Raw genomic sequence first — 19,831 nt, forward strand, 5'->3', positions numbered from 1 at the left:
TAAGTAGGGTGACGAGCCGAAGGCCTTGAGCAGCCAAAGACTCCGGAGTTCTGTTCTCTCTCCTGGATATTTGTCCGCCACTGGAGGCGTGAAATGAGTAAGGCTTTGGTCCTTCACAAATCTCATTTGCCGAAGGCGGTTCTCGGACTTCGTGCCGCTCAGTATGTCCGAATGTCCACCGATCGGCAGCAATACTCGATCCAAAATCAAGCGACAGCAATCGCAGCCTACGCATACGCCCATAATCTCACGCTCGTGAGAACCTATAAGGACGAGGGCGAAAGCGGACTGCTCATCAAAAACAGGGCTGGTCTCCTACAGTTGCTGGAAGATGTCGAAGCCGGACAGACCGATTTTGGTCATCTCCTTGTATACGACGTCAGTCGGTGGGGGCGTTTCCAAGACGTCGACGAAAGCGCGCATTATGAATTCATTTGCAAGCGCGCTGGCATCAAAATCGCCTATTGCGCTGAGCAATTTGAAAATGATGACAGCATGCTTGCGAGTATCATCAAGAACATCAAGCGCGTGATGGCGGCCGAGTACAGCCGTGAGCTCTCTGCTAAGGTTTATGCGGGTCAGTGTCGATTTGCTCGGCTCGGCTATAAGCCCTGCGGTAAGGTCGGTTACGGCCTCGTAAGGGAACTCGTTGACGAGAAGGATCAATCAAAGGGAGTTATGAGGAATGGCGACCGCAAATACCTCACTACCGATCATATCCGAGTGCGCCCGGGCGACCCTAAGGAGATCGCCATAGTCAAGTGGATATTTGACCGCTTCCTCAAGGTGAAGTGCGAGACGGTCATTGCGTGGGAGCTCAACAAGGCAAAGGTACCGTCGAGATCCGGCAAGCCGTGGACCCGAGTTATGATCGGCGCCGTTCTCCGAGATGAAAGCTACATTGGGAATCTCATTTTTAATCGACGGTCATGGAAGCTTCGTCAAGCTCGCACGTACAATCCTCCGGAACAGTGGATCAGAAGCGAAGGTTGCATCGAGCCGATCGTTGATCGCGACACCTTCTTGAAGGCCAATAAGTTCATCAAAGAGCGTCGGGTCGACCTCACCGAGCAAGAGATGCTCATCCGTTTACGCCAGACATTGCTCAAGGAAGGGCGCCTCAGCACTAACATCATTGATCGAACGCCGGGCCTGCCCTGTGTAGCGACATGCCAAACCCACTTCGGTAGCATGCGGAACCTCTATCGATTGCTTGGGTACACCCCAAAGCGAAATTACGAATTTCTTGACTCGCGTCGAATGTGGTCCGAGCAGAAGACATTACTTGCGTCGCGGATCAGCGCCGCAATCAGGAGAGCCGGTGGTCGAACCACCACTGGCGGATGGACTGACTCACTACGTGTAAACAACACAACGTGTGTATCCGTAAGAGCGGCGCGCTGGACGCCCGGAAAGATTGACAGTCATTCACCGCATTGGACGATCCAGTGTGATTCCCATGTTCCCGCTGGATGGATTGCTGCCATTCGGCTTTCTGAGCATAACCAGGCCATCTTTGACTACGTCCTGCTACCAACGGATGGGACAGTGAAACGCACCATAAGATTCTCGGAGCGGGCTCGTGGACGTGGCGCGATCGTTTGCTTTAAGACGCTTGATGCTCTTGTTCGAGCAATCACCCGGCGGCTAACCAAGACAGACCGTGGCGGCCGAGCCAGGTCAACGCTACCGAGCAAGTGAGCGAGACCAAGCCGGCCCAGAACCAAGAGCGACCGCGGGCCGCGCTAATGGAGCGTAGATAAAGGAACGCTCCGAGGAGCGTTCCGTAATTCCTTCTGAAGTCTCCATTTAGCTTAGCTATCTTTGATAGCTCGGAGGAATTTTCGTATCCGTCGGCCACGATGCTGGCTCCCATTGCGACTACCAGCACCCTATCAACCACTGTTTTGCCCGACGGCGCAAGGGAAAATTTCGGTATTTCGAAAACGATAGGTGCTCCATCGTACTGCGGGGCTACAGTTGCACCTTGGGCTGCCAAGGGAACTGGGAGGACCTCAGTTAGATTCAAGGCCCCGGCTTCACGGGCCCCGCGCGACAGTGCTAGGGTTCCACTCGAGATTTGGACTGGGGCTGAGATCAGTGAAAACGGGCAAGGGGATCCAACTCGAGCGCGCGACTCGTGCGCAAGCCGGAAGCAGCATTTTGCCCGCCGAAAGATCAGTAGGCATCGACTGCCTGCGAGGCATCGCTATTTTATGGGTTGTTGCTTACCACTTCCTGGGTGTCCCGGCGGGCACCAATGGAGTGCTTCTTTTCTTTGCGATCAGCGGCTATTGCATTTCATTCAGCACCGATTCGTCAAAGACAGCACGGGAATTCTACGCCAAGCGCCTTGGGCGTCTTCTTCCCGCCCTAGCAATCTCGGTTGTCTTCATAACTGCGGTGAAGCACACCTTTCCGGATATGATAGATCCGGCTCGCGTTCCGTCCTGGTTTGATGCGGTATACACGCTTGTCGCGTTGCCGACGCTCAATATCGCCAAGGTCCATTATATCCGGCCGGATGGAGCATTCTGGAGCCTTGAAGTGGAGTTCCAATTTTACGCGCTCTGCGCCTTCGTTATGGCTGTTGGGCTCCGCAAGCATCTGCTGCCGGTTGTTTGCATCTATTGCCTAGTGCGCTTTCTGCTCTCGAACCCCTCCCATCCTTATTCCAACGATTTCTTTTCCTTCTTCATCGTTGGTCTCAGCGTTGCAACCTATCAGAAGGGAGAAACAAAGGCGGCTTACATTGGCATGACTGTCGCCGCCGTTCTCGAGCTTAGTCACATTCTGCTCGGCTATAGCCAACCGTCCGCACCGATTGGCTGGTCAAGGTTTTTGGTGCTTCTGATAAGCACTGCGGCTTTGTATGCAGCGTCTCGTTACCGCGCGCCTGCGTTTTTGAAGCCTTTGGCCCTTGTTGGATTGGTGAGCTACCCCCTTTATCTCCTGCACCAAGACCTAGGAACAATGCTTTTCGCCTGGTGGGGTGCCACTTTAGGTGACGTTCTGGAGCGAGGAATCGGGGCTTTCATCTTCTTGATTGCGGCATATGGCGTTTACGTCTTCGTGGAGCGCCCTTGGATGAAGCCGATTACCCACCTCATTGCAGGACGCAGGCTATCTGCGGCCACGGCCTAGACGCTTTGCCTCGAGGTTGAAACGAACTGCTCCCGCAGCTCTCGACCTTCGTCGAGGGAAGGCGCCTCGATGACGACATTCAAACCCTTATCAAATGGAAGGGCGGCGCAAAGGGCATGCTGTGGGCCAGTCAGGTCGCCGTCGGCAATGAGAACGGGCTGACGCTGCGCGTCTACAGCAGCAAGGGCGGCCTCGAATGGGCGCAGGAGAACCCGAACCATCTCTGGTTCACCTCTATGGCCGCCCAAGCAGCTCCTGACCCGCGGCGGCGCCGGCGCTTTGGGCGTTGCGAGTCGGGTTACCCGCGTCCCTTCCGGCCACCCCGAGGGTTACCTTGAAGGTTTCGCGACGATTATGCTGAGGCAGCGCGCGCATCCGCGCGGGCAAGGGTCGGGGAAAAGCCTGGCCAAAGGGTAGTCTTCTTACACTTGAGGATGGCTTGGCAGGCGTGAACTTCATCGATGCTGCGGTCAAGCCCTCGGCATCCAAGCGCGCCTGGGTCCGGATGACCTAATAGCCGCTTCGTAGCGCGCTGACCGGGCGGGCGTGGCGCGACCGGCCTTGCACGGGCTCTCATTGGCCCTAGGCGCCGGATTCAGGGCCGGCCGGCCGCGGCTCGGGGGGCTACTTTGGCTCATCGGAGATACGTGCAGTCTCAGGTGCTCTCGTCGCCCGAGAGCACCTGAGATGCAGCGGGTGAGCAAGTTTTTTTGTAGATTCTCTCCCTCCGCCATTTACGCGATTTTGTACGCCAGACTGCGATTCAGTATCCTTATGAAGTGCGCAATTTTCGGCGTGAATGCCGGGTATCTTGCGCGACTCAAGCTCCTTGAGGACCCTCTCCGCAATCAGCAGCAGGCGATTAGCCGCGCCCGGTTCGCGGCTTTCGGGCCGTCGCTTACCGACGTTTGAGCACTGCAAGTTTCGCTGGGACGCGGTGCATGCCGACGAGCGACTCAGGATATCGCGATGCGGCCGGTCGATCTGGATGCGGAACAACGAATTCGGCAGGCCGCCTGCTCTCCGAAGGTGAAGGCCACACGTTCGAATCGTGCCGGCGCTTAGTTGCTTTCATTGTTGGGCAGCGGCTTCATATTCATGGGGTCATACCCCTCAGGAGTTTATTCCGTGCCGCAAGCTATCTTGTCCGCGCAGAGCCGACCTCACCGCTCGTCTGCAGAGTTGGCCTCCACCATTACAACCGCCTATGAGCGCATCGAACGGGACTGGCGCCGCAACTGCTGGATCCATGTGCGGCCCATGGAAGAAGCGTTGGCCGAGGCTGATGCCCTTGTGCGGCGAGTGGAGGAGGGTGAAGTCCTGCCGCTCCTCGGCGTGCCATTCGGCGTCAAGGACAATATCGACGTCGAGGCCATGCCAACGACGGCAGCATGTCCGTCATTCGAATATGTGGCTGCGCAATCGGCCAGATGCGTCGAGAGTTTGACGGCCGCAGGTGCGATCTGTCTTGGCAAGACCAATTTGGATCAGTTCGCAACCGGACTGTCCGGCACCCGCTCGCCCTATGGCGCCTGTTCCAGCGCGGCCAACGATCTCTATGTTTCCGGCGGTTCGAGTTCCGGTTCGGCTGCTGCCGTCGCATCCGGCCATGTTGCCTTCGCTCTCGGCACAGATACCGGCGGCTCGGGCCGGATTCCCGCAGGCTTCAACGGCATCATCGGGATCAAGCCAACCGTCGGCCTCGTCTCATCCCGGGGGCTCGTGCCGAACTGTCCGACGCTCGATTGCCCCTCGATTTTCTGCAATTCCATTGCCGAGGGTCGAATTCTGCTCGCCTTAATTGAAGGATTCGACGACAGCGATCCCTATAGCCGCCAGCGAATTCCCTCGTCCTCCCCATCTCCTCGCAAATTCCGGTTCGGCCAGATCGACATCGGTGATCTGAATTCATTCGGCATGCCCGAATGCAACGACCTTTACAGGCAGGCCTGCACGAGGCTTTCGGGACTGGGAGGTCAGGCCAGGCAAATCGACTTCGCGCCGTTCGCCGAAGCCGGTGACATGCTCTTTTCAGGGCCCTGGATTGCCGAACGTCATGCGGCGATCAGCAAGCTCCTGGACATCGATCATGGAGGCTTGCTTGACGTCATCCGCAACGTGCTGAGCGCAGCCGCGCGGTTTTACGCGACAGATGCGTTTACCGCGCAACACCGACTTTTGAAGCTGCGACGCCGGATCCAATCGCTTTTCGAGGAGATCGATGTCCTGGTGGTACCGACCGCGCCCCGCCCCTTCACGATCGCGGAGATGATGGAAGATCCCATCACGCTCAACAGTCGCCTCGGTTACTACTCCTATTTTGCCAATCTCCTGGACTTGTGCGCGGTGGCCGTTCCCAACGCCACGCTCGGCAACGGCATGCCGATGGGCATCACCTTGCTGGCGCCTGCGTGGCGCGACCATGCTCTTCTCGACCTTGCCGAGCGATGGCTGCCCGATGCGAAGGCCGGACTGTTCGATCTAAAGGTATATCCGACGGCCTAGACGACTTCGAGATCGAGAGCGCGCAGATTGAGGATCACAATCAGGCCGCGGTGATAACGGATGACGCCCCGTGCCTGCATGCGGGACAACTGCACCGTCACCCATTGGCGGGTTGAGCCGATCAGATTGGCGAGATCGCCATGCGTGAATGGAATCCCGATCACGATCTCGCGGCCCTGCTGCGAACCGTAGATATTCGAGAGGAAGACCAGCAGACGATGCAACCGCTCGGTCACCGAGCGGGTCCCCAGCATTTGTGCCATGGCCGAGTAGCACCGTGCCTTGAAGGCGAGCGCATCCAGCAGCGCGACCGCGATGCTTGCCGATTGAAGCGCCAGCGCGCGCAGGGCCGGGCCGGGCAAGAACGTCACCTGGCTCCGTTCCACGGCAACCGAAGACCATACGTGGGCACCCGTACCGAACAGATCCGGTCCGCCGACGAAATTGCCGGCGAACCAGTAGGCCAGCGTCACCTCGCGTCCGGAAGGAGCCGCGTAGTAGCTGCGAATACGTCCCTCTTCGATCAGATAAATGCCGGTCTGGAGATCGCCCTGACGCCAGACATGCTTGCCTGCCGGCAAAACCTCCTCGCGGCCGATGGCGAGGACACGATTCCGGTCAGCCTCACACAACGGATCCAGCAGACTGGGCAGCGACCCGACCAGAGCATCCGATCCTGCCAGCATGATGCCGGTCGTATTCCTGAGGCTTGCTGCTGACATCTGCGCGCTCCCTTGCCGCCGCAAGGAATGCCATTCAAGAGCCATGCCAGAGCTGTCGCCGGGCGCCTACGCCTTGACTTCCATTTGCTCGAAGGCCCGGCGGCCCTCCGAGCGGATCAGGTCAAGGCAATCCCGCTTGAGGGCAAGATAGGCAGCCTCCGCAACGATGGCGCTGGAGCGCGGTCGCGGCAGGCTCACCTGAAGATCCCGCAGGATGCGGCCAGGTCCCGCGCTCATGATCAGCACACGGTCAGAGAGCAGGATCGCTTCATCGATGTCGTGTGTGACGAAGATGATCGTTGCGTTGATCCGCTCGCGGAGTTCGAGCAGATTGTCCTGCATGACCGCCCGGGTCTGCGCATCCAGCGCTCCGAACGGCTCGTCCATCAACAGCACGCGCGGCTGATTGGCGAGGGCGCGAGCAATCGCAACCCGCTGCTGCATGCCTCCCGATAGCGTGTGCGGATATGCCGACGCAAATCTGGTCAGCCCGATCATCTCGATGAGGTCGTCGGCAATCCGTAGCGCCTCCGCTTTCGGCTTGCCGAGGGCGCGCGGTCCGTGCGCGATGTTCCGGCGCACCGATTTCCACGGAAACAGATGTGGCTGCTGGAAGACCATCCCGATCTCGGGCCGTGGCGCGCGCATTGCTTCGCCGGCAATCAGCACCTGGCCTTCGAATGGCCGCTCGAGGCCGGCCATCGCATTCAGGAGCGTGGACTTGCCGCAGCCGGATGGACCGACGATCGAGACGAATTCTCCCTGGGCGACCGCCAAGGATACGCGATCGACCGCGATGACCTGTCCGCCCGGCGCATCGAAGACGATGCTCAAATCCTCGACCCGGATGATCGCCTGACGCGCCGGGGCGGAAGGCGAGTTCGTATCCACGAGCCTGAGCGGCTGGTCTGGACGAAGCAGGCTTTTGGTCATCGCCACCACACGGCACGTTCGGCAAGAGTCGCGAAGGCACGGTCGGCGACGAAGGACAGCAAGCCGAGAGCCGCCAACCCGCCCATGACCTGACCCGTTTGCATGTTCTGTTGCGCAATCTCGATACGGTAGACGATGCCGGCGAACGCTCCCGCCAACTCGGCGGCGACCAGCGTGTAGAAGGAGATGCTCACCGCGGTCCGAAGACCGACCGTGATATAGGGCAGTGCACCGAGAAGGACGATCTCCCACAGCATCTGCGGCTGCGGCGTGCCGAGCATCTGTGCTGCACGGATAAGTCCGCGGTCGACTTTCTGCACCCCGATGTGGGTCGCAAGCCATACCGTAAAGAACACGCCCCAAACGACCAGGAAAAGCTTGCCTGTCTCCGAGAGGCCAAACCAAAGGATGACGATCGGCACGAAGGCGACGGGAGGAATTGGACGAAGGATGTGAAACAAGGGTGACAGCAGGCTGGACACCAGCCGGAACCGGCCAGTCAGGACGCCGAGCACGATGCCGCCCGCGGCCCCGATCGCAAATCCCGCGGCCACGCGCGAGAGGCTCGCCATCAGGTCGGCGAAGAATTGTCCGCTGCGAATCCATTCGAGAATGGCGACAGCAACGGTCGATGGCGGCGGAAACAGCACGGCGTTCACGATACCGGAGCGCGCAACCAGCTCCCACGCGCCTGTGAAGGCGGGCACGGAGAGGACGGCGACCAGTACGCTCAGTCGTGCGGTCGCGCTCGCGCTGCCGCGTCTCCCGATGTTCACGGGCGCGCCTCCAGCGTGACGCGAGCCGGATCGAGCGCCTTAAGCGGCGCCGTCACCAGGACTTTCGAGAAATCGGGCATGCTCGCTCCGGGAGGATGATTGCCGGTCTCGAGCCGCCAGGCGGCGTGAGTTTTCAGGGTCGTGAGAATCCGGTCGTCGAGGCGCACATGGTAGACATAGTCCGGCCAGATTGACGCCAGTTCTTCGCGCTTCATCCCCGTCGCTGTGGCGATGACGTCGATCGCTTCATCCGGATGCGCCTTGAGCCAGCCCTCGGCTTCGATGAGGGACGCCAGGAACTTGCTGACGATCGCCGGGTTGGCCGCGAGGTAGGATTGCGTCACGACAATGTTGAAGGTCTCCGAATAGAGACCTTTGGTCTCAAGCGCGATCGCGCCTTCGCCGAGAGCCTTCTTCGCATTGGCGACATGCGGCTCCCAGGTATCGAACGCATCGATACTGCCGGCCGCCATGGCGGGGAGCATCTCCTGAGGTCGCAGGTTGACGAGCGTCACGTCCTTCGAGGTCAGGCCCGCCGCCTTCAACAGAACCGAGGTGTAAACTTCGCTGCCGGTTCCGGCCGTAAAGGCTACTCGCTTTCCACGCAGATCGGCCTTCGTCTTGATCCCGGCAGAAGCCGCGGTCATGGTCTTGAGATCCGAATATTCCATCCCCGCCACGAAGGCGATCGGCTGTTGCGCCATCGCGGCCGCCGTGACCGGCGCCTCGGCGGTTGTCGCGATATCCGCCCCTCCGCCAAGCACCGTATCGAGGCACTGCTTCCCGCTGGTGAAATTGGAGACCGAGATGTCGAGCCCCTGCCTGGCGAAAATACCCTTCGCATTGGCGACAATCGCCAGTCCCGAGATCGGCCCAAGATTCTGGGCGAGCCGCGCCTTCAGCAATTCTTCGGCAGTCGCGCGCTGAGGTGCCGCAAACAGGATCGACGCAGTAAGCACGAACACGGCAGAGCGAAGAGCGGTTGTTGATCGCATGCCAAACCCCTGTGATGCCGGCGACCGGAGTGATCGACCGTAACGAGAGCGTCGTCTCAAGACGGAAGACCGTGAAGCAATTAATCGACAACGCTGGAGGCTGTCCATTTTTTGCGCAAGCAGGTCAGCTTCCGACTGTGACTGGGGCAATAAATTCATCAAGCTGCTCGCACCTTGGGCGCATCATAGCCTGCGGCAACGGCACCCTGCCGGCTTTCGTCAAGCCCTCATCCCGATTCAATCAGAATCGATCGGGCTTTCGATGCCGTTGCGTGCGCGGCGAAACCAAGCCCACGTCTGTCGCGTGACTGCGATGTAGCCCGGGCCCCGGTAGACGATCTGATCGGCGACGATCCGGTTCAGTTTCGGCAGCGCATGAAATGGAATCGAAGGATAGGCATGGTGTTCGACATGATAGGGCATGTTCCATGCAAACCAGCGCACGAACCTGGCGGTATAGGTGGTGCGGGTATTCTGGAAGGCGCTGCGTGTGCGATCGCAACCGGTGTGTTCGGCAAGGAGATACGGACGCAGAAACAATTGACCGATGATTACGGGAACGATCCAGACCCACAACAGGATCAAGCTGTGCAGCGCGACGGATGCCAGCAGCAGCGCGATGTAGCCTGCCAAATGAAGGCGCGCCTCCGTCACGACAATGTGGCGTTTACTTTCCGGAATCCAAGGCGACGTGGCGTTTCCGGTCAACGCATGGCGAAGCATCAGCCGCACCCGAAAGGCAACCTGCCGCAGGCCGCTGTAGACGATCACCAGTTGCGCGTCCGAGGTCGGGATCGGGACCGACAGCAGTTCCGGATCCCTCGCTGGGTCCTGCGTATAGCGATGATGGTCCCAGTGGAACAGGCAGTAATATTCGTAAGGCAAGCCGACCGCGAACGAGGAGAGATGACCGAAGGCGAGATTGAGCGCGCGGCTGCGGAACGCCGTCTTGTGGGCGGTCTCGTGGACCACCATGAACAGGAATGCGACAAAGTAGCCCTGGACGACGACCAGCGGCAACGCCCAGACTAGACCGTATCGCGACGAGACCAGCCAGATCAGCGCGCCGACACCGACGATGACGCCGTAGTGGCTGGCCGCACGGACCAGACCCTGCCAATCGGACCGCACCGACAACTCGCGTAGCATGGCTGGAGTCAGCGGCTTCTCTCCGGTGGCAGTGATGGCATTGCTCATGATCGTCGTCGCCTCTTTCCGGGATCACGCACTTGATCGTGCTCGTTCGGACGCTGGAACTCGTCAGCGTGGACAGATCTTAGGGAGCGACGCCGCAAATGCAGAAGCAATTAATTTCACGGGCGTTGGCCGCCGGGCATCCCGAGATTCTCGGTCCTCGCTCCACCGCACCGGCCCGGAGACGAATCATCGCCGGGCCGGTCGCAAGTGTCGCTAGGGGCGGTCAGGTCTAAATCCTATTCCGCGGGCGCTGCGTGCGGCATGCGCGACGTGCGCGGAAAAGGATACGCTGACGCCGGTTTTCTCCAGCGCGCGGTGCGTGAATTCGAGTCGTGCGGCGTTGCGAAGATTCCATCGAGGCCAGGTGGCGCCGAAGTGAGAGTTCGTCGCGGCGCTCATGCCGCCGGTGAAAAATTGAGGGATCGGACCACTCGCTTCGATGTGCCCCGAGAGTTTCAATGAAGATATCGGACGTGAAGCGCCTGTTTACGGCAGTAGCTCGAATGGTGGGTTTTGGCCTGGAAAGAACAATAATGCTTGATCTCTCAATTGGGATTGACTGACACTCTCTCCGCCATTGGCCCAAATCAATCGCGCCCGGCTTATTTGCCTTCGGGGCCAGCAATCGTCGCCAAGCGCCCGATTAGGGCCGCCTCGGCCTTGGAAGTCAGACGGTAGCCTTCCGCCATCTCGACGATGCCCGATCCTCCTCAGCAGTGTCGTACTCGGATTCCTCGACCGAGCCTCGAATGAAGGTCTCGAAGTCGGGCGCAATGACGACGATGCTCTAGTCATCCTCCTGGTCGACGTACACGACCTGCGGCTCGCCCCGCTTTCCGCAGGTCCGATAGACCTCGGCTCCGACGCCACCGCATGCACTAGCGCATTCGCTGGGACGGAATGTCGATGCCAGCCTTCGTCTGCTGATGATCCATCGGACGCCTCACGAGCGTTCAGCACCGACCTGACGGGACGCCGATACGCGCCGGATTACACTCCAGCGGCTTGTCCAACAAGCTGCCAAACCATCTGCTCGTCAACGAGCCATCCCTATCGATCCAGGGGATCGGTGGCAATTGCGGCAGGTAGGATGCATACGGCATGACTTTCGCAAGCGTCACTCTGCCCGGAAAACGTGTGAGGAATGCCTTGTTCATTCCGCCGTCCAGTCCGCTGTATATCGGGGCAGCCGGCAAATTGTCTTCAAGCAATCGCGCGTATTCGAATTCGTCGGCGCGCCTCTTCTCAAGCGCCCGCCGTGCGGTATCCGGATTGACGACGAAGGGGGGACATTTTTCGGTGGGGTTGAACACTGGAGGCGACGGCGAATGCGGCGGAGCTTGCGCGTCGAAGGCATAGCGGCGGTCGCACACATCCACCTTCGGTTCGAGTCGCGTCGTCTCGAAATGATCGTTGCCGATCTTGAGCATGTTCCAGAAAGCGAGGTTGGGACTGTTTCGATGCCGCGCCAGATTTGCCGGCGTCAGGCGGAACGGATAGGCCTGGACCTGGAACGACGGCCGGCCGCCGAGGAACGAGTCGCGCGCCAGCGAATAGATTTCGCTGATCTGCTCGTCGGTCATGGCATAGCAACCGCTCGACCAGCAGTCGCCGTGGATCATGAGGAAGCTGCCGTTGCGCTTGTGCGCCTTGTCGAACGTGTTGGGGAAGCCGAGGTTGATCGAAAGATAGAAGTTGGAATTGGGGTTCATCATCTCAGGTGTAATCGTATAGAACCCCTCCGGAGCCTGTCGGTCGCCCTCGTACAATTTCGGCCCGAGATCGCCCGACCACCGACAGATCGGATAGGTCTTGAGGATCTGGAAACGGCCGGTCGCGTCCTGTTTCCAGACCTCGAGCTCGGCCTCCTCCTTGAAAAGACGCACGAGGATAGGTGAATATTTCGGCATCTTCTTCTGCTCGAGCAGCGAGAGCAGCTCATCAGGTAGTTCCCTCGTCGCCTTGGCCGGCAACGGCTTGCTGCTTTCGCCAAGACACATGACTGGCGTCAAGGCAGCGGCAAAAACCGCCGCCAGCACAAGGATACGTCGGACCAGGGCGCGGATGATCACTGCTGTGCCTCCAGTCCTTCCGACTGCGCGCCGCTACGTCTCGAACCCGACGAACACCGTCGCTTCCTCGACTGACTTCCGCTCCGACACCACCGCATTCGCCGGAAAAGTTTCATCCGGCCAGCCCAGCGCGATGCTTTTCATGATGACCTGATCGTCGGCGATCCCTGCGTGCTCGCGCACCACGGGGGATTGCATGATGCCCTGGCTGTTGATGACGGCGCCAAGCCCGCGGGACCAGGCGGCATTGACCAGGGCGGTCGCCACGGCGCCGCAGTCAAAGGGTGTATCGTCGCTACCGTCAAGCACGCGGTCATAGGTGATGATCACGCAGACGGGCGCGTCGAACTGGCGGAAGCCGCGGAGCACCCAGTCCTGACGCTGCTCCATGTTGTCGCGCTCGATTCCCATTGCGGAGAATAATTGCTTGGCGACGCCGACCTGCCTGTCGCGGTGCTTGCCTGCAAAGGCCTGGCCCGTGCGGAACTCGCGCGACTGCGGGATGCCCGCCAGCATCCGTTCGGTGTTGCCGGCGCGGATCCGATCCAGCGGTTCGCCGGTGATGACATAGAAATTCCAGGGCTGGGTGTTCATCGACGACGGCGCACGCATCGCCAAACCAATGATTTCCGCAATCAGCTCCTTGGGGACCGGATCGGGCTTGTAGCCGCGAATGCTCCGGCGACCGAGGATGACGTCATCGAACTGCATCTGTGTGGAATTCCCCTGGCAGGTTCTGAAACAGCCGGGATTTTCGCGGAAAATTCCTGATCTTTCAATCTGGAATGACCGACACTCTCTCCGCCATCGCGCCTCACCCCACGACCCTCCACTTCCCATCAACCGCACGCTTCAGCATCGGATCGCTCACCCGCACGTGCTCGGCGAGAAAATCGATGAACGCGCGCACGCGTGCGGGCAGCGGCGCGGTATGGCCGACATAGACGGCGTGGATGTCTTCGCGGTCGCCGGGATTGTAGTTCTGCAGCACCGGGACGAGGCGGCCGGATTCAATGTCGGGACCGATGTGGAAGAGCGCGAGGCGGGCGAGACCGACGCCGCCGAGGCAGAGGCGGCGGGCGGCTTCGCCGTCGCTGACCCGCGCGACGGGCGGGGGCAGGGCCTCCTCGGTGTGGTCGCCGCGCTTGAACGGCCAGCCGCGGATGCTGCGCGGAAAGGTCCAGCCGATGCCGCGGTGCTCGGCGAGATCGGCCGGTATCTTCGGCGTGCCGCAACGGGCGAGATAGTCCGGCGCGCCGACCACGACCATGCGGCTGGTGCCGAGCTTTCGCGCGACCAGACGCGAGGCGCGCAGCGGACCGACGCGGATGGCGACGTCGGCGCGCTCCTGCATCAGGTCGATCACGGTATCGGTCAGCACGAGATCGAGCGTGACGTCGGGATGCTGCTTCAGAAAGCGCGGGATCAGCGGCATCACATGCAGCATGCCGAAGGGAATGTTGCAGTTGACAGTGAGGCGGCCGCGCGGCGCCGCCCCCGAGGCCGCCTCGCGCTCGGCCTCCTCCATCTCGGCGAGAATGCGCACCGCGCGCTCGTAGAAGGCCCGTCCTTCCTCCGTCAGCGTCAGCTTGCGCGTGGTGCGGTTGACGAGCCGCGCGCCGAGGCGCCCCTCCAGCCGCGAGATCAGCTTGCTGACGCCCGACGGCGTCAGCCGCAGCCTTCTCGCGGCCTGGGTGAAGCCGCCGAGATCGACGACGCGGACGAAAACCTCCATCTCGGCGGCGCGGTTGGTGTCGAAACGGGCCATGTTGAATTCACGTCACAAATGATTGGATTGCGGACATTCTAATGGTTCTGCCGCAGTGCCGCTATCTGCATGGCTCGTCTCATCCCTTGGAGCCACGCATGCCTCCCGCCGTTCTAGCTCTTACCGCCGGTGCCTTCGGCATCGGCACCACTGAATTCATCATCATGGGCCTGTTGCTCCAGGTCGCGGCCGACATGCATGTCTCGGTGCCTGTCGCAGGCCTGCTCATCTCCGGCTATGCCCTCGGCGTGTTCGTCGGTGCGCCGGTGCTGACGCTGGCGATGCGGCGAATGCCGCGGAAAGCCGTGCTGCTGGCGTTGATGGCGGTCTTCACGCTCGGCAATGCGGCCTGTGCGCTGGCGCCCACTTACGAATTGCTGATGGCGGCGCGGGTGCTGACCTCGCTCGCCCACGGCACGTTCTTCGGCGTCGGCTCGGTCGTCGCCACCAGCCTCGTCGCCGAGGACAAGCGCGCCTCCGCGATCGCCACCATGTTCATCGGCCTGACGGTGGCGACCCTTCTGGGCGTGCCCTTCGGCGCCTGGTTCGGTCTGATGCTCGGCTGGCGCGCGGCATTCTGGGCGGTGACGGCCATCGGCGTGATTGCGTTCGCGGTGGTCGCCGTGCTCGTCCCCGGTCACGTCGGCCGTGGCGACAAGCCGGTCTCGCTCGCCGACGAGGCCGCAGTGCTCGGCCGTCCGCAGGTCCTGCTCGGCCTTGCCATGACCGTGTTCGGCTTCGCCGGCCTGTTTGTCGTGTTCACCTACATCCAGCCAATCCTGACGCGCTTCACCGGCTTTTCGGAGGCCGCGGTGTCGCCGATCCTGCTGGTGTTCGGCGTTGGGCTCGCGATTGGCAATGTCGCCGGCGGCAAGCTCGCCGACCGCGGTCTTGCGCGCGCCCTGATCGGCACGCTCGCCGCGCTCGCCATCGTTCTGCTCGGCCTTGCCGCGGTGCTGTCGGCCAAGATCCCCGCGATCGTGCTGATCCTGCTGCTCGGCGTCGCCGCTTTCGCAACCGTCGCGCCCCTTCAGCTTCGCGTGCTGGAAGCTGCCGGTCCCAGTGGCCGCACGCTCGCCTCCAGCCTCAACATTGCCGCCTTCAACCTCGGCAATGCGCTGGGCGCCTGGGCCGGCGGCGTCACCATCGATCGCGGGTTCGGCCTTTCCGCGCTGCCGCTGGTCGCGTCCGGCATCACCGCGATCGGCCTCGTGCTGGCGCTGTGGAGCCTTCAGCTCGACCGCAGGCAGGCCGTCGTTGCGGCGTGCCCGGCGGAATAGGAGAGCGATCATGGAATACCGTAATCTCGGCGCTTCCGGGCTCAAGGTGCCCGTCCTCAGCTTCGGCACCGGCACGTTCGGCGGCCAAGGCCCGCTGTTCTCGGCCTGGGGCCGCAGCGATGCGGACGAAGCGCGCAGGCTGATCGACATCTGCCTCGATGCCGGCGTCAATCTGTTCGACAGCGCGGACGTCTATTCGAACGGCGCCTCCGAGGAGATCCTCGGTGCTGCGATCAAGGGCCGCCGCGACAAGGTGCTGATCTCGACCAAGATGAGCCTTCCCATGGGCGACGGTCCGCTCGATGCCGGCTCGTCGCGGCAGCGACTGCTGGCCTCGGTCGACGCGGCGCTGCGCCGGCTTGGCACTGACCACATCGATCTGCTTCAGCTCCACGCCTTCGACGCATTCACGCCGATCACGGAGGTGCTGTCGACGCTCGATACGCTCGTGCGGGCCGGCAAGCTGCGCTATGTCGGCGTCTCCAATTTCGCCGGCTGGCAGCTGATGAAGTCGCTAGCCATTGCGGACCGGCATGGCTGGCCGCGCTATGTCGCGCATCAGGTCTACTATTCGCTGCTCGGCCGCGACTACGAGTGGGAGCTGATGCCGCTCGCGCGCGACCAGGGGGTGGGTGCGCTGGTGTGGAGTCCGCTCGGCTGGGGCCGCCTTACTGGAAAGATCCGGCGCGGCCAGCCGCTGCCGCCGAACAGCCGCCTGCACGCGACCGCACAGTTCGGTCCGCCGGTGCGCGAGGAGATGCTCTACTCCGTCGTCGACGTGCTTGACGCGATTGCTGCCGAGACCGGCCGCACCGTGCCACAGGTCGCGATCGCCTGGTTGCTGAGCCGCCCCACCGTCTCCTCCGTGATCATCGGCGCCCGCGACGAGGCGCAGTTGCGCGACAATCTCGGCGCAGCAGGCTGGGCGCTGAGCGCGGATCAGATCAAGCGTCTCGACGACGCCAGCGCGGTGATGCCACCCTATCCCTACTATCCCTATCGCATCCAGCAGGGCTTTGCCCGGCTGAATCCGCCGCCGGTGTAGTCCAAGGGACGCAGGCAATTCGTCGCATCGGTGTACCGTTGCAATGCGTCATGCAGAAACGCGGCTGTACACGCCTCATCGTCGTCCGTAACCTCCGCCGCACAATTTCAGGAGATGCGACGTGGCGAAGAAAACGGCAACCAAGAAGAAAAGTGCTTCCAGGAAGGCGGCAACGAAGACGAGCAAGAAGGCATCGAGCACGAAGACTTCAACCCGAAAGGGCGTCGCTGCGAAAACGATCAAGCCAGCCAAGAAGGCCGCCGCGCGCAAATCAGCCACCGCGCGCCGGCCCAGGGGACCGGCCTGGCAATGGTCCGCGGTCGATACCGCGGCCGCGATCCGCTCCGGCGCGATCTCCGCGGTCGAGACCGTCGAGGCGCATCTCGAACGGATGCGCGCGGTCAATCCGAAGCTGAATGCCGTCGTCGTCGATCTCTCGGAGGAGGCGTTGAAGGCTGCGCATGCCGCGGACAAGCAGCGCGCCAAAGGCGGTGCGCTCGGCCTCCTGCACGGCGTGCCCATCACGATCAAGGAAAACGTCGATTACCAGGGTCGGCCGAACTTCAACGGCGTACCTGCCAACAAGGACCTGGTCGCGCCCTCGGATTCCCCGGTGGTGCGCAATCTGAAAAAGGCCGGCGCAATCGTCATCGGCCTCACCAACACCCCGGAATTCTCCTTCCGCGGCTTCACCGACAATCCCCTGCACGGGCTCACGCTGAATCCCTGGGATCCCGACATCACCTGTGGCGGCTCCTCGGGCGGTGCGGGTTCGGCGGTCGCCGCCGGCATCGGCACCATCGCCCACGGCAATGATATCGGCGGCTCGCTGCGCTGGCCCGCGCATTGCAACGGTGTTGCCACCATCAAGCCGACGCAAGGACGTATCCCCGCGTTCAACGCGAGCGCAACGGCCGAGCGGCCGATGCTGGCGCATCTGATGTCGGCGCAGGGGCCGCTCGCCCGCCACGTCGCCGACGTCCGTCTCGCGCTGGAGGCGATGAGCCAGCGCGATCCGCGCGATCCCTGGTGGGTGCCGGCGCCGCTGATCGGCGAGACGCTGAAGCGGCCGATCAAGGTCGCGCTGGCCAAGATACCGGCGGACATGGACGTCGATCCGTCCGTCGCGGCGGCGCTGCGCCAGGCCGCGGACCATCTCGAACGTTCCGGCTACCGCGTCAGCGAGGTCGAGGTGCCCGACATCGACGGCGTCTGGCAGACCTGGTGCGACATCATCACCAACGAGACGGTGATGATGCAGGAAGCCGCCATGCTGAAGGTGACCTCGGAGGACTTTCACAAGGCCTGGGGCGGCATGAAGGCCAAGGCCAATGTGCTCGATCTCAAGGCCTGGATGCAGGCGACCGCCGCGCGCAACGGCCACATCCGCGCCTGGCAATTGTTCTTCGAGGACTATCCGGTCGTGCTGGCGCCGACCACGGTGAAACCGACGCCGGGCCCGCGCGAGGACACCGTCAGCGCCGAGCGCGTGCGCGAGATCTTCTGGGGCGAGATCCGCTTCATCTCGGCGATCAACGTGCTCGGCCTTCCCGGCGCCGTGGTGCCGGTGGCCCTCCACGACGGCAAGCCGATCGGCGTGCAGCTCATTGCCGGTCGCTATCGCGAGGATCTTGCGCTCGATGCCGCGGCCGCGATCGAGAAGCGCGCCGGTGTGCTGACGCATCGGCTGTGGGAGCGGATGGGCTGAGACCAAGCAAGCTGTTCACGCAATGAAGGTGCACCCTCTCCCTTTGTGGGAGAGGGTGGCTTCGCTAAGCGAAGCCGGGTGAGGGGTCTCCATCCTCACGAACGGTTTTGCGAGCGGAGACATACCCCTCATCCGGCGCTTCGCGCTACCTTCTCCCACAAGGGGAGAAGGATCGCACCAAGCAAGCTCGCCATTTCGTTAATCCGCCTTAACCCGAATTCCAGCCAATTCGCCAACAAGCATTAGGGTTACTTCCTCGATCTCTAAGCGAATTATTGTCCGCTTTACCACCCGCCTCTAACAGAGGGACGGCGGACAACGCACATGCCTCATTCTAGGCCAATAAGTGCGGACCGCTCCACGCGGAGGTGGCACGATGCGCAATGAGACGATCGCTATTCACGCCGGCTACGAGCCCGAAGCGACCACGCACGCGGTTGCCGTGCCGATCTACCAGACCGCGGCCTACGCCTTCGACAGCGCCGACCACGGCGCGGCGCTCTTCAATCTCGAGGCCGAGGGCTTCCGCTACAGCCGCATCGCCAATCCGACCAGCGCGGTGCTGGAGAAGCGCATCGCCCAGCTCGAAGGCGGCGTCGGCGCGCTCGCGGTCGCGACCGGCCAGGCGGCCCTGCATTTCGCCTTCGTCAACGTTGCCGATCACGGCGGCAACATCGTTTCCGTGCCGCAGCTTTACGGCACCACCCATACGCTGCTCTCGCACATTCTGCCGAGGCAGGGCATCACCGGCCGCTTCGCCGAAAGCGACAAGCCCGAGGCGATCGAGAAGCTGATCGACGAGAACACCCGTGCGGTGTTCGCCGAGACCATCGGCAATCCCGCCGGCAATGTCTGCGATATCGAGGCGCTGGCCAAGGTCGCGCATGCGCATGGCGTGCCGCTGATCGTCGACAACACGGTCGCAACCCCGATCCTGCTCAAGCCGTTCGACTACGGCGCCGACATCGCCGTGCACTCGCTGACCAAGTTTCTGGGCGGTCACGGCACCACACTCGGCGGCGCCATCGTCGATTCCGGCAACTTCCCCTGGGCCAAATATGCCGAACGTTTCCCGGCCTACAACAAGCCCGACGCCTCCTATCACGGCCTCGTCTATGCCGAGCGATTTGGCCGCACCGCCTACATCGAGCGGGCGCGCAGCGTCTATCAGCGCACCATGGGCTCGGTGCTGTCGCCGTTCAACGCCTTCCTGCTGCTCCAGGGCATCGAGACCGTGGCGTTGCGCATGGAGCGTCATGTCGAGAACGCCCGCAAGGTCGCCGAATTCCTCCGCAAGGATGCGCGCGTCGCCTGGGTCAATTACACCGGCTTTCCCGACAGTCCCTATTATCCGCTGGTGCAGAAATATCTCGACGGCAACGCCTCCTCGCTGTTCACCTTCGGCATCAAGGGCGGCATGGAGGCCGGCAAGACCTTCTACGATGCGCTGAAGCTGATCACCCGCCTCGTCAATATCGGCGATGCCAAGTCGCTGGCCTGCCATCCGGCCTCGACCACCCACCGCCAGATGTCGGCGGAGCAGCAGCGCCTTGCCGGCGTGTTGCCGGAGACCATCCGGCTCTCGATCGGCATCGAGCACGTCTCCGATATCATCGAGGACATTGACCAGGCGCTGGACAAGGCCTGCCGGTCGGCGCGCCTCGAGGCCGCGGAGTAGGCCGCCTC

At 62.1% G+C, this 19,831-nt stretch carries 15 protein-coding genes and 1 pseudogene; 8 read left to right on the plus strand and 8 right to left on the minus strand.

The annotated features are described in order from the left end of the window. Positions 1-93 precede the first annotated feature (93 nt). From D6B98_RS30180 to atzF, 4 genes and pseudogenes are all read left to right on the plus strand, one after another. A complete protein-coding gene (locus D6B98_RS30180; protein WP_126260668.1) occupies positions 94-1,701 on the plus strand; it encodes a recombinase family protein in 1,608 nt (535 codons plus the stop codon). Between the two features lie 399 nt (positions 1,702-2,100). Next, positions 2,101-3,144, plus strand: coding sequence for an acyltransferase family protein (locus tag D6B98_RS30190; RefSeq protein WP_164718958.1), 1,044 nt, complete (start codon positions 2,101-2,103; stop codon positions 3,142-3,144). A 23-nt stretch (positions 3,145-3,167) separates the two neighbouring features. Continuing rightward, positions 3,168-3,658 (plus strand): annotated as a pseudogene (locus tag D6B98_RS41010) (gfo/Idh/MocA family oxidoreductase); the annotation flags it as partial. A 614-nt stretch (positions 3,659-4,272) separates the two neighbouring features. Next, positions 4,273-5,649 (plus strand): allophanate hydrolase, encoded by a 1,377-nt coding sequence (gene atzF / locus D6B98_RS30200; protein ID WP_164718960.1) that lies wholly within the window; start codon positions 4,273-4,275, stop codon positions 5,647-5,649. On the opposite strand, the gene D6B98_RS30205 is transcribed toward atzF, so the two are convergent. From D6B98_RS30205 to D6B98_RS30240, 8 genes are all read right to left on the minus strand, one after another. After that, positions 5,646-6,335, minus strand: coding sequence for a Crp/Fnr family transcriptional regulator (locus D6B98_RS30205; RefSeq protein ID WP_245481490.1), 690 nt, complete (start codon positions 6,333-6,335; stop codon positions 5,646-5,648). The two genes, atzF and D6B98_RS30205, sit on opposite strands and share 4 nt — an antisense overlap. 102 nt (positions 6,336-6,437) lie before the next feature. Next, positions 6,438-7,313, minus strand: a complete 876-nt coding sequence (locus tag D6B98_RS30210; RefSeq protein ID WP_430644606.1) for an ABC transporter ATP-binding protein — start codon at positions 7,311-7,313, stop codon at positions 6,438-6,440. After that, positions 7,301-8,080: an ABC transporter permease gene (locus D6B98_RS30215; protein ID WP_245481491.1), complete on the minus strand. Its 780-nt coding sequence runs from the start codon at positions 8,078-8,080 to the stop codon at positions 7,301-7,303. Before D6B98_RS30215 ends, D6B98_RS30210 begins: the two co-directional genes overlap by 13 nt. After that, positions 8,077-9,234 carry an ABC transporter substrate-binding protein gene (locus tag D6B98_RS30220; protein WP_245481494.1) on the minus strand — a complete coding sequence of 386 codons (1,158 nt, stop codon included), beginning with the start codon at positions 9,232-9,234 and terminating at the stop codon, positions 8,077-8,079. Before D6B98_RS30220 ends, D6B98_RS30215 begins: the two co-directional genes overlap by 4 nt. Before the next feature lie 78 nt (positions 9,235-9,312). Further along, on the minus strand, positions 9,313-10,272 hold the full coding sequence (locus D6B98_RS30225) for a fatty acid desaturase (protein WP_126260672.1): 960 nt from the start codon (positions 10,270-10,272) through the stop codon (positions 9,313-9,315). Between the two features lie 953 nt (positions 10,273-11,225). Continuing rightward, complete coding sequence (locus D6B98_RS30230; RefSeq protein WP_245481492.1) at positions 11,226-12,344, minus strand: L,D-transpeptidase family protein; 1,119 nt, start codon at positions 12,342-12,344, stop codon at positions 11,226-11,228. Between the two features lie 33 nt (positions 12,345-12,377). Beyond that, the gene (locus tag D6B98_RS30235) at positions 12,378-13,055 is read right to left on the minus strand and encodes a nitroreductase (RefSeq protein WP_126260673.1); all 678 of its coding nucleotides are present in this window, start codon (positions 13,053-13,055) and stop codon (positions 12,378-12,380) included. A 103-nt stretch (positions 13,056-13,158) separates the two neighbouring features. Further along, positions 13,159-14,112 (minus strand): LysR family transcriptional regulator, encoded by a 954-nt coding sequence (locus D6B98_RS30240; protein WP_126260674.1) that lies wholly within the window; start codon positions 14,110-14,112, stop codon positions 13,159-13,161. 98 nt (positions 14,113-14,210) lie between these two features. On the opposite strand from D6B98_RS30240, the gene D6B98_RS30245 reads away from it, so the two are divergent. The 4 genes from D6B98_RS30245 to D6B98_RS30260 all read left to right on the plus strand — a co-directional run bounded on the left by D6B98_RS30245 (position 14,211) and on the right by D6B98_RS30260 (position 19,823). Further along, on the plus strand, positions 14,211-15,392 hold the full coding sequence (locus D6B98_RS30245; protein WP_164718961.1) for an MFS transporter: 1,182 nt from the start codon (positions 14,211-14,213) through the stop codon (positions 15,390-15,392). Positions 15,393-15,402: 10 nt separating this feature from the next. Further along, positions 15,403-16,437, plus strand: a complete 1,035-nt coding sequence (locus D6B98_RS30250; protein WP_126260676.1) for an aldo/keto reductase — start codon at positions 15,403-15,405, stop codon at positions 16,435-16,437. Between the two features lie 121 nt (positions 16,438-16,558). Continuing rightward, on the plus strand, positions 16,559-18,145 hold the full coding sequence (locus tag D6B98_RS30255) for an amidase family protein (RefSeq protein WP_126260677.1): 1,587 nt from the start codon (positions 16,559-16,561) through the stop codon (positions 18,143-18,145). A gap of 376 nt (positions 18,146-18,521) precedes the next feature. Next, positions 18,522-19,823: an O-acetylhomoserine aminocarboxypropyltransferase/cysteine synthase family protein gene (locus D6B98_RS30260; RefSeq protein ID WP_126260678.1), complete on the plus strand. Its 1,302-nt coding sequence runs from the start codon at positions 18,522-18,524 to the stop codon at positions 19,821-19,823. The last annotated feature ends 8 nt before the right edge of the window (positions 19,824-19,831 follow it).

The organism is Bradyrhizobium sp. LVM 105, from assembly GCF_003957705.1.
GTDB lineage: Bacteria > Pseudomonadota > Alphaproteobacteria > Rhizobiales > Xanthobacteraceae > Bradyrhizobium > Bradyrhizobium frederickii.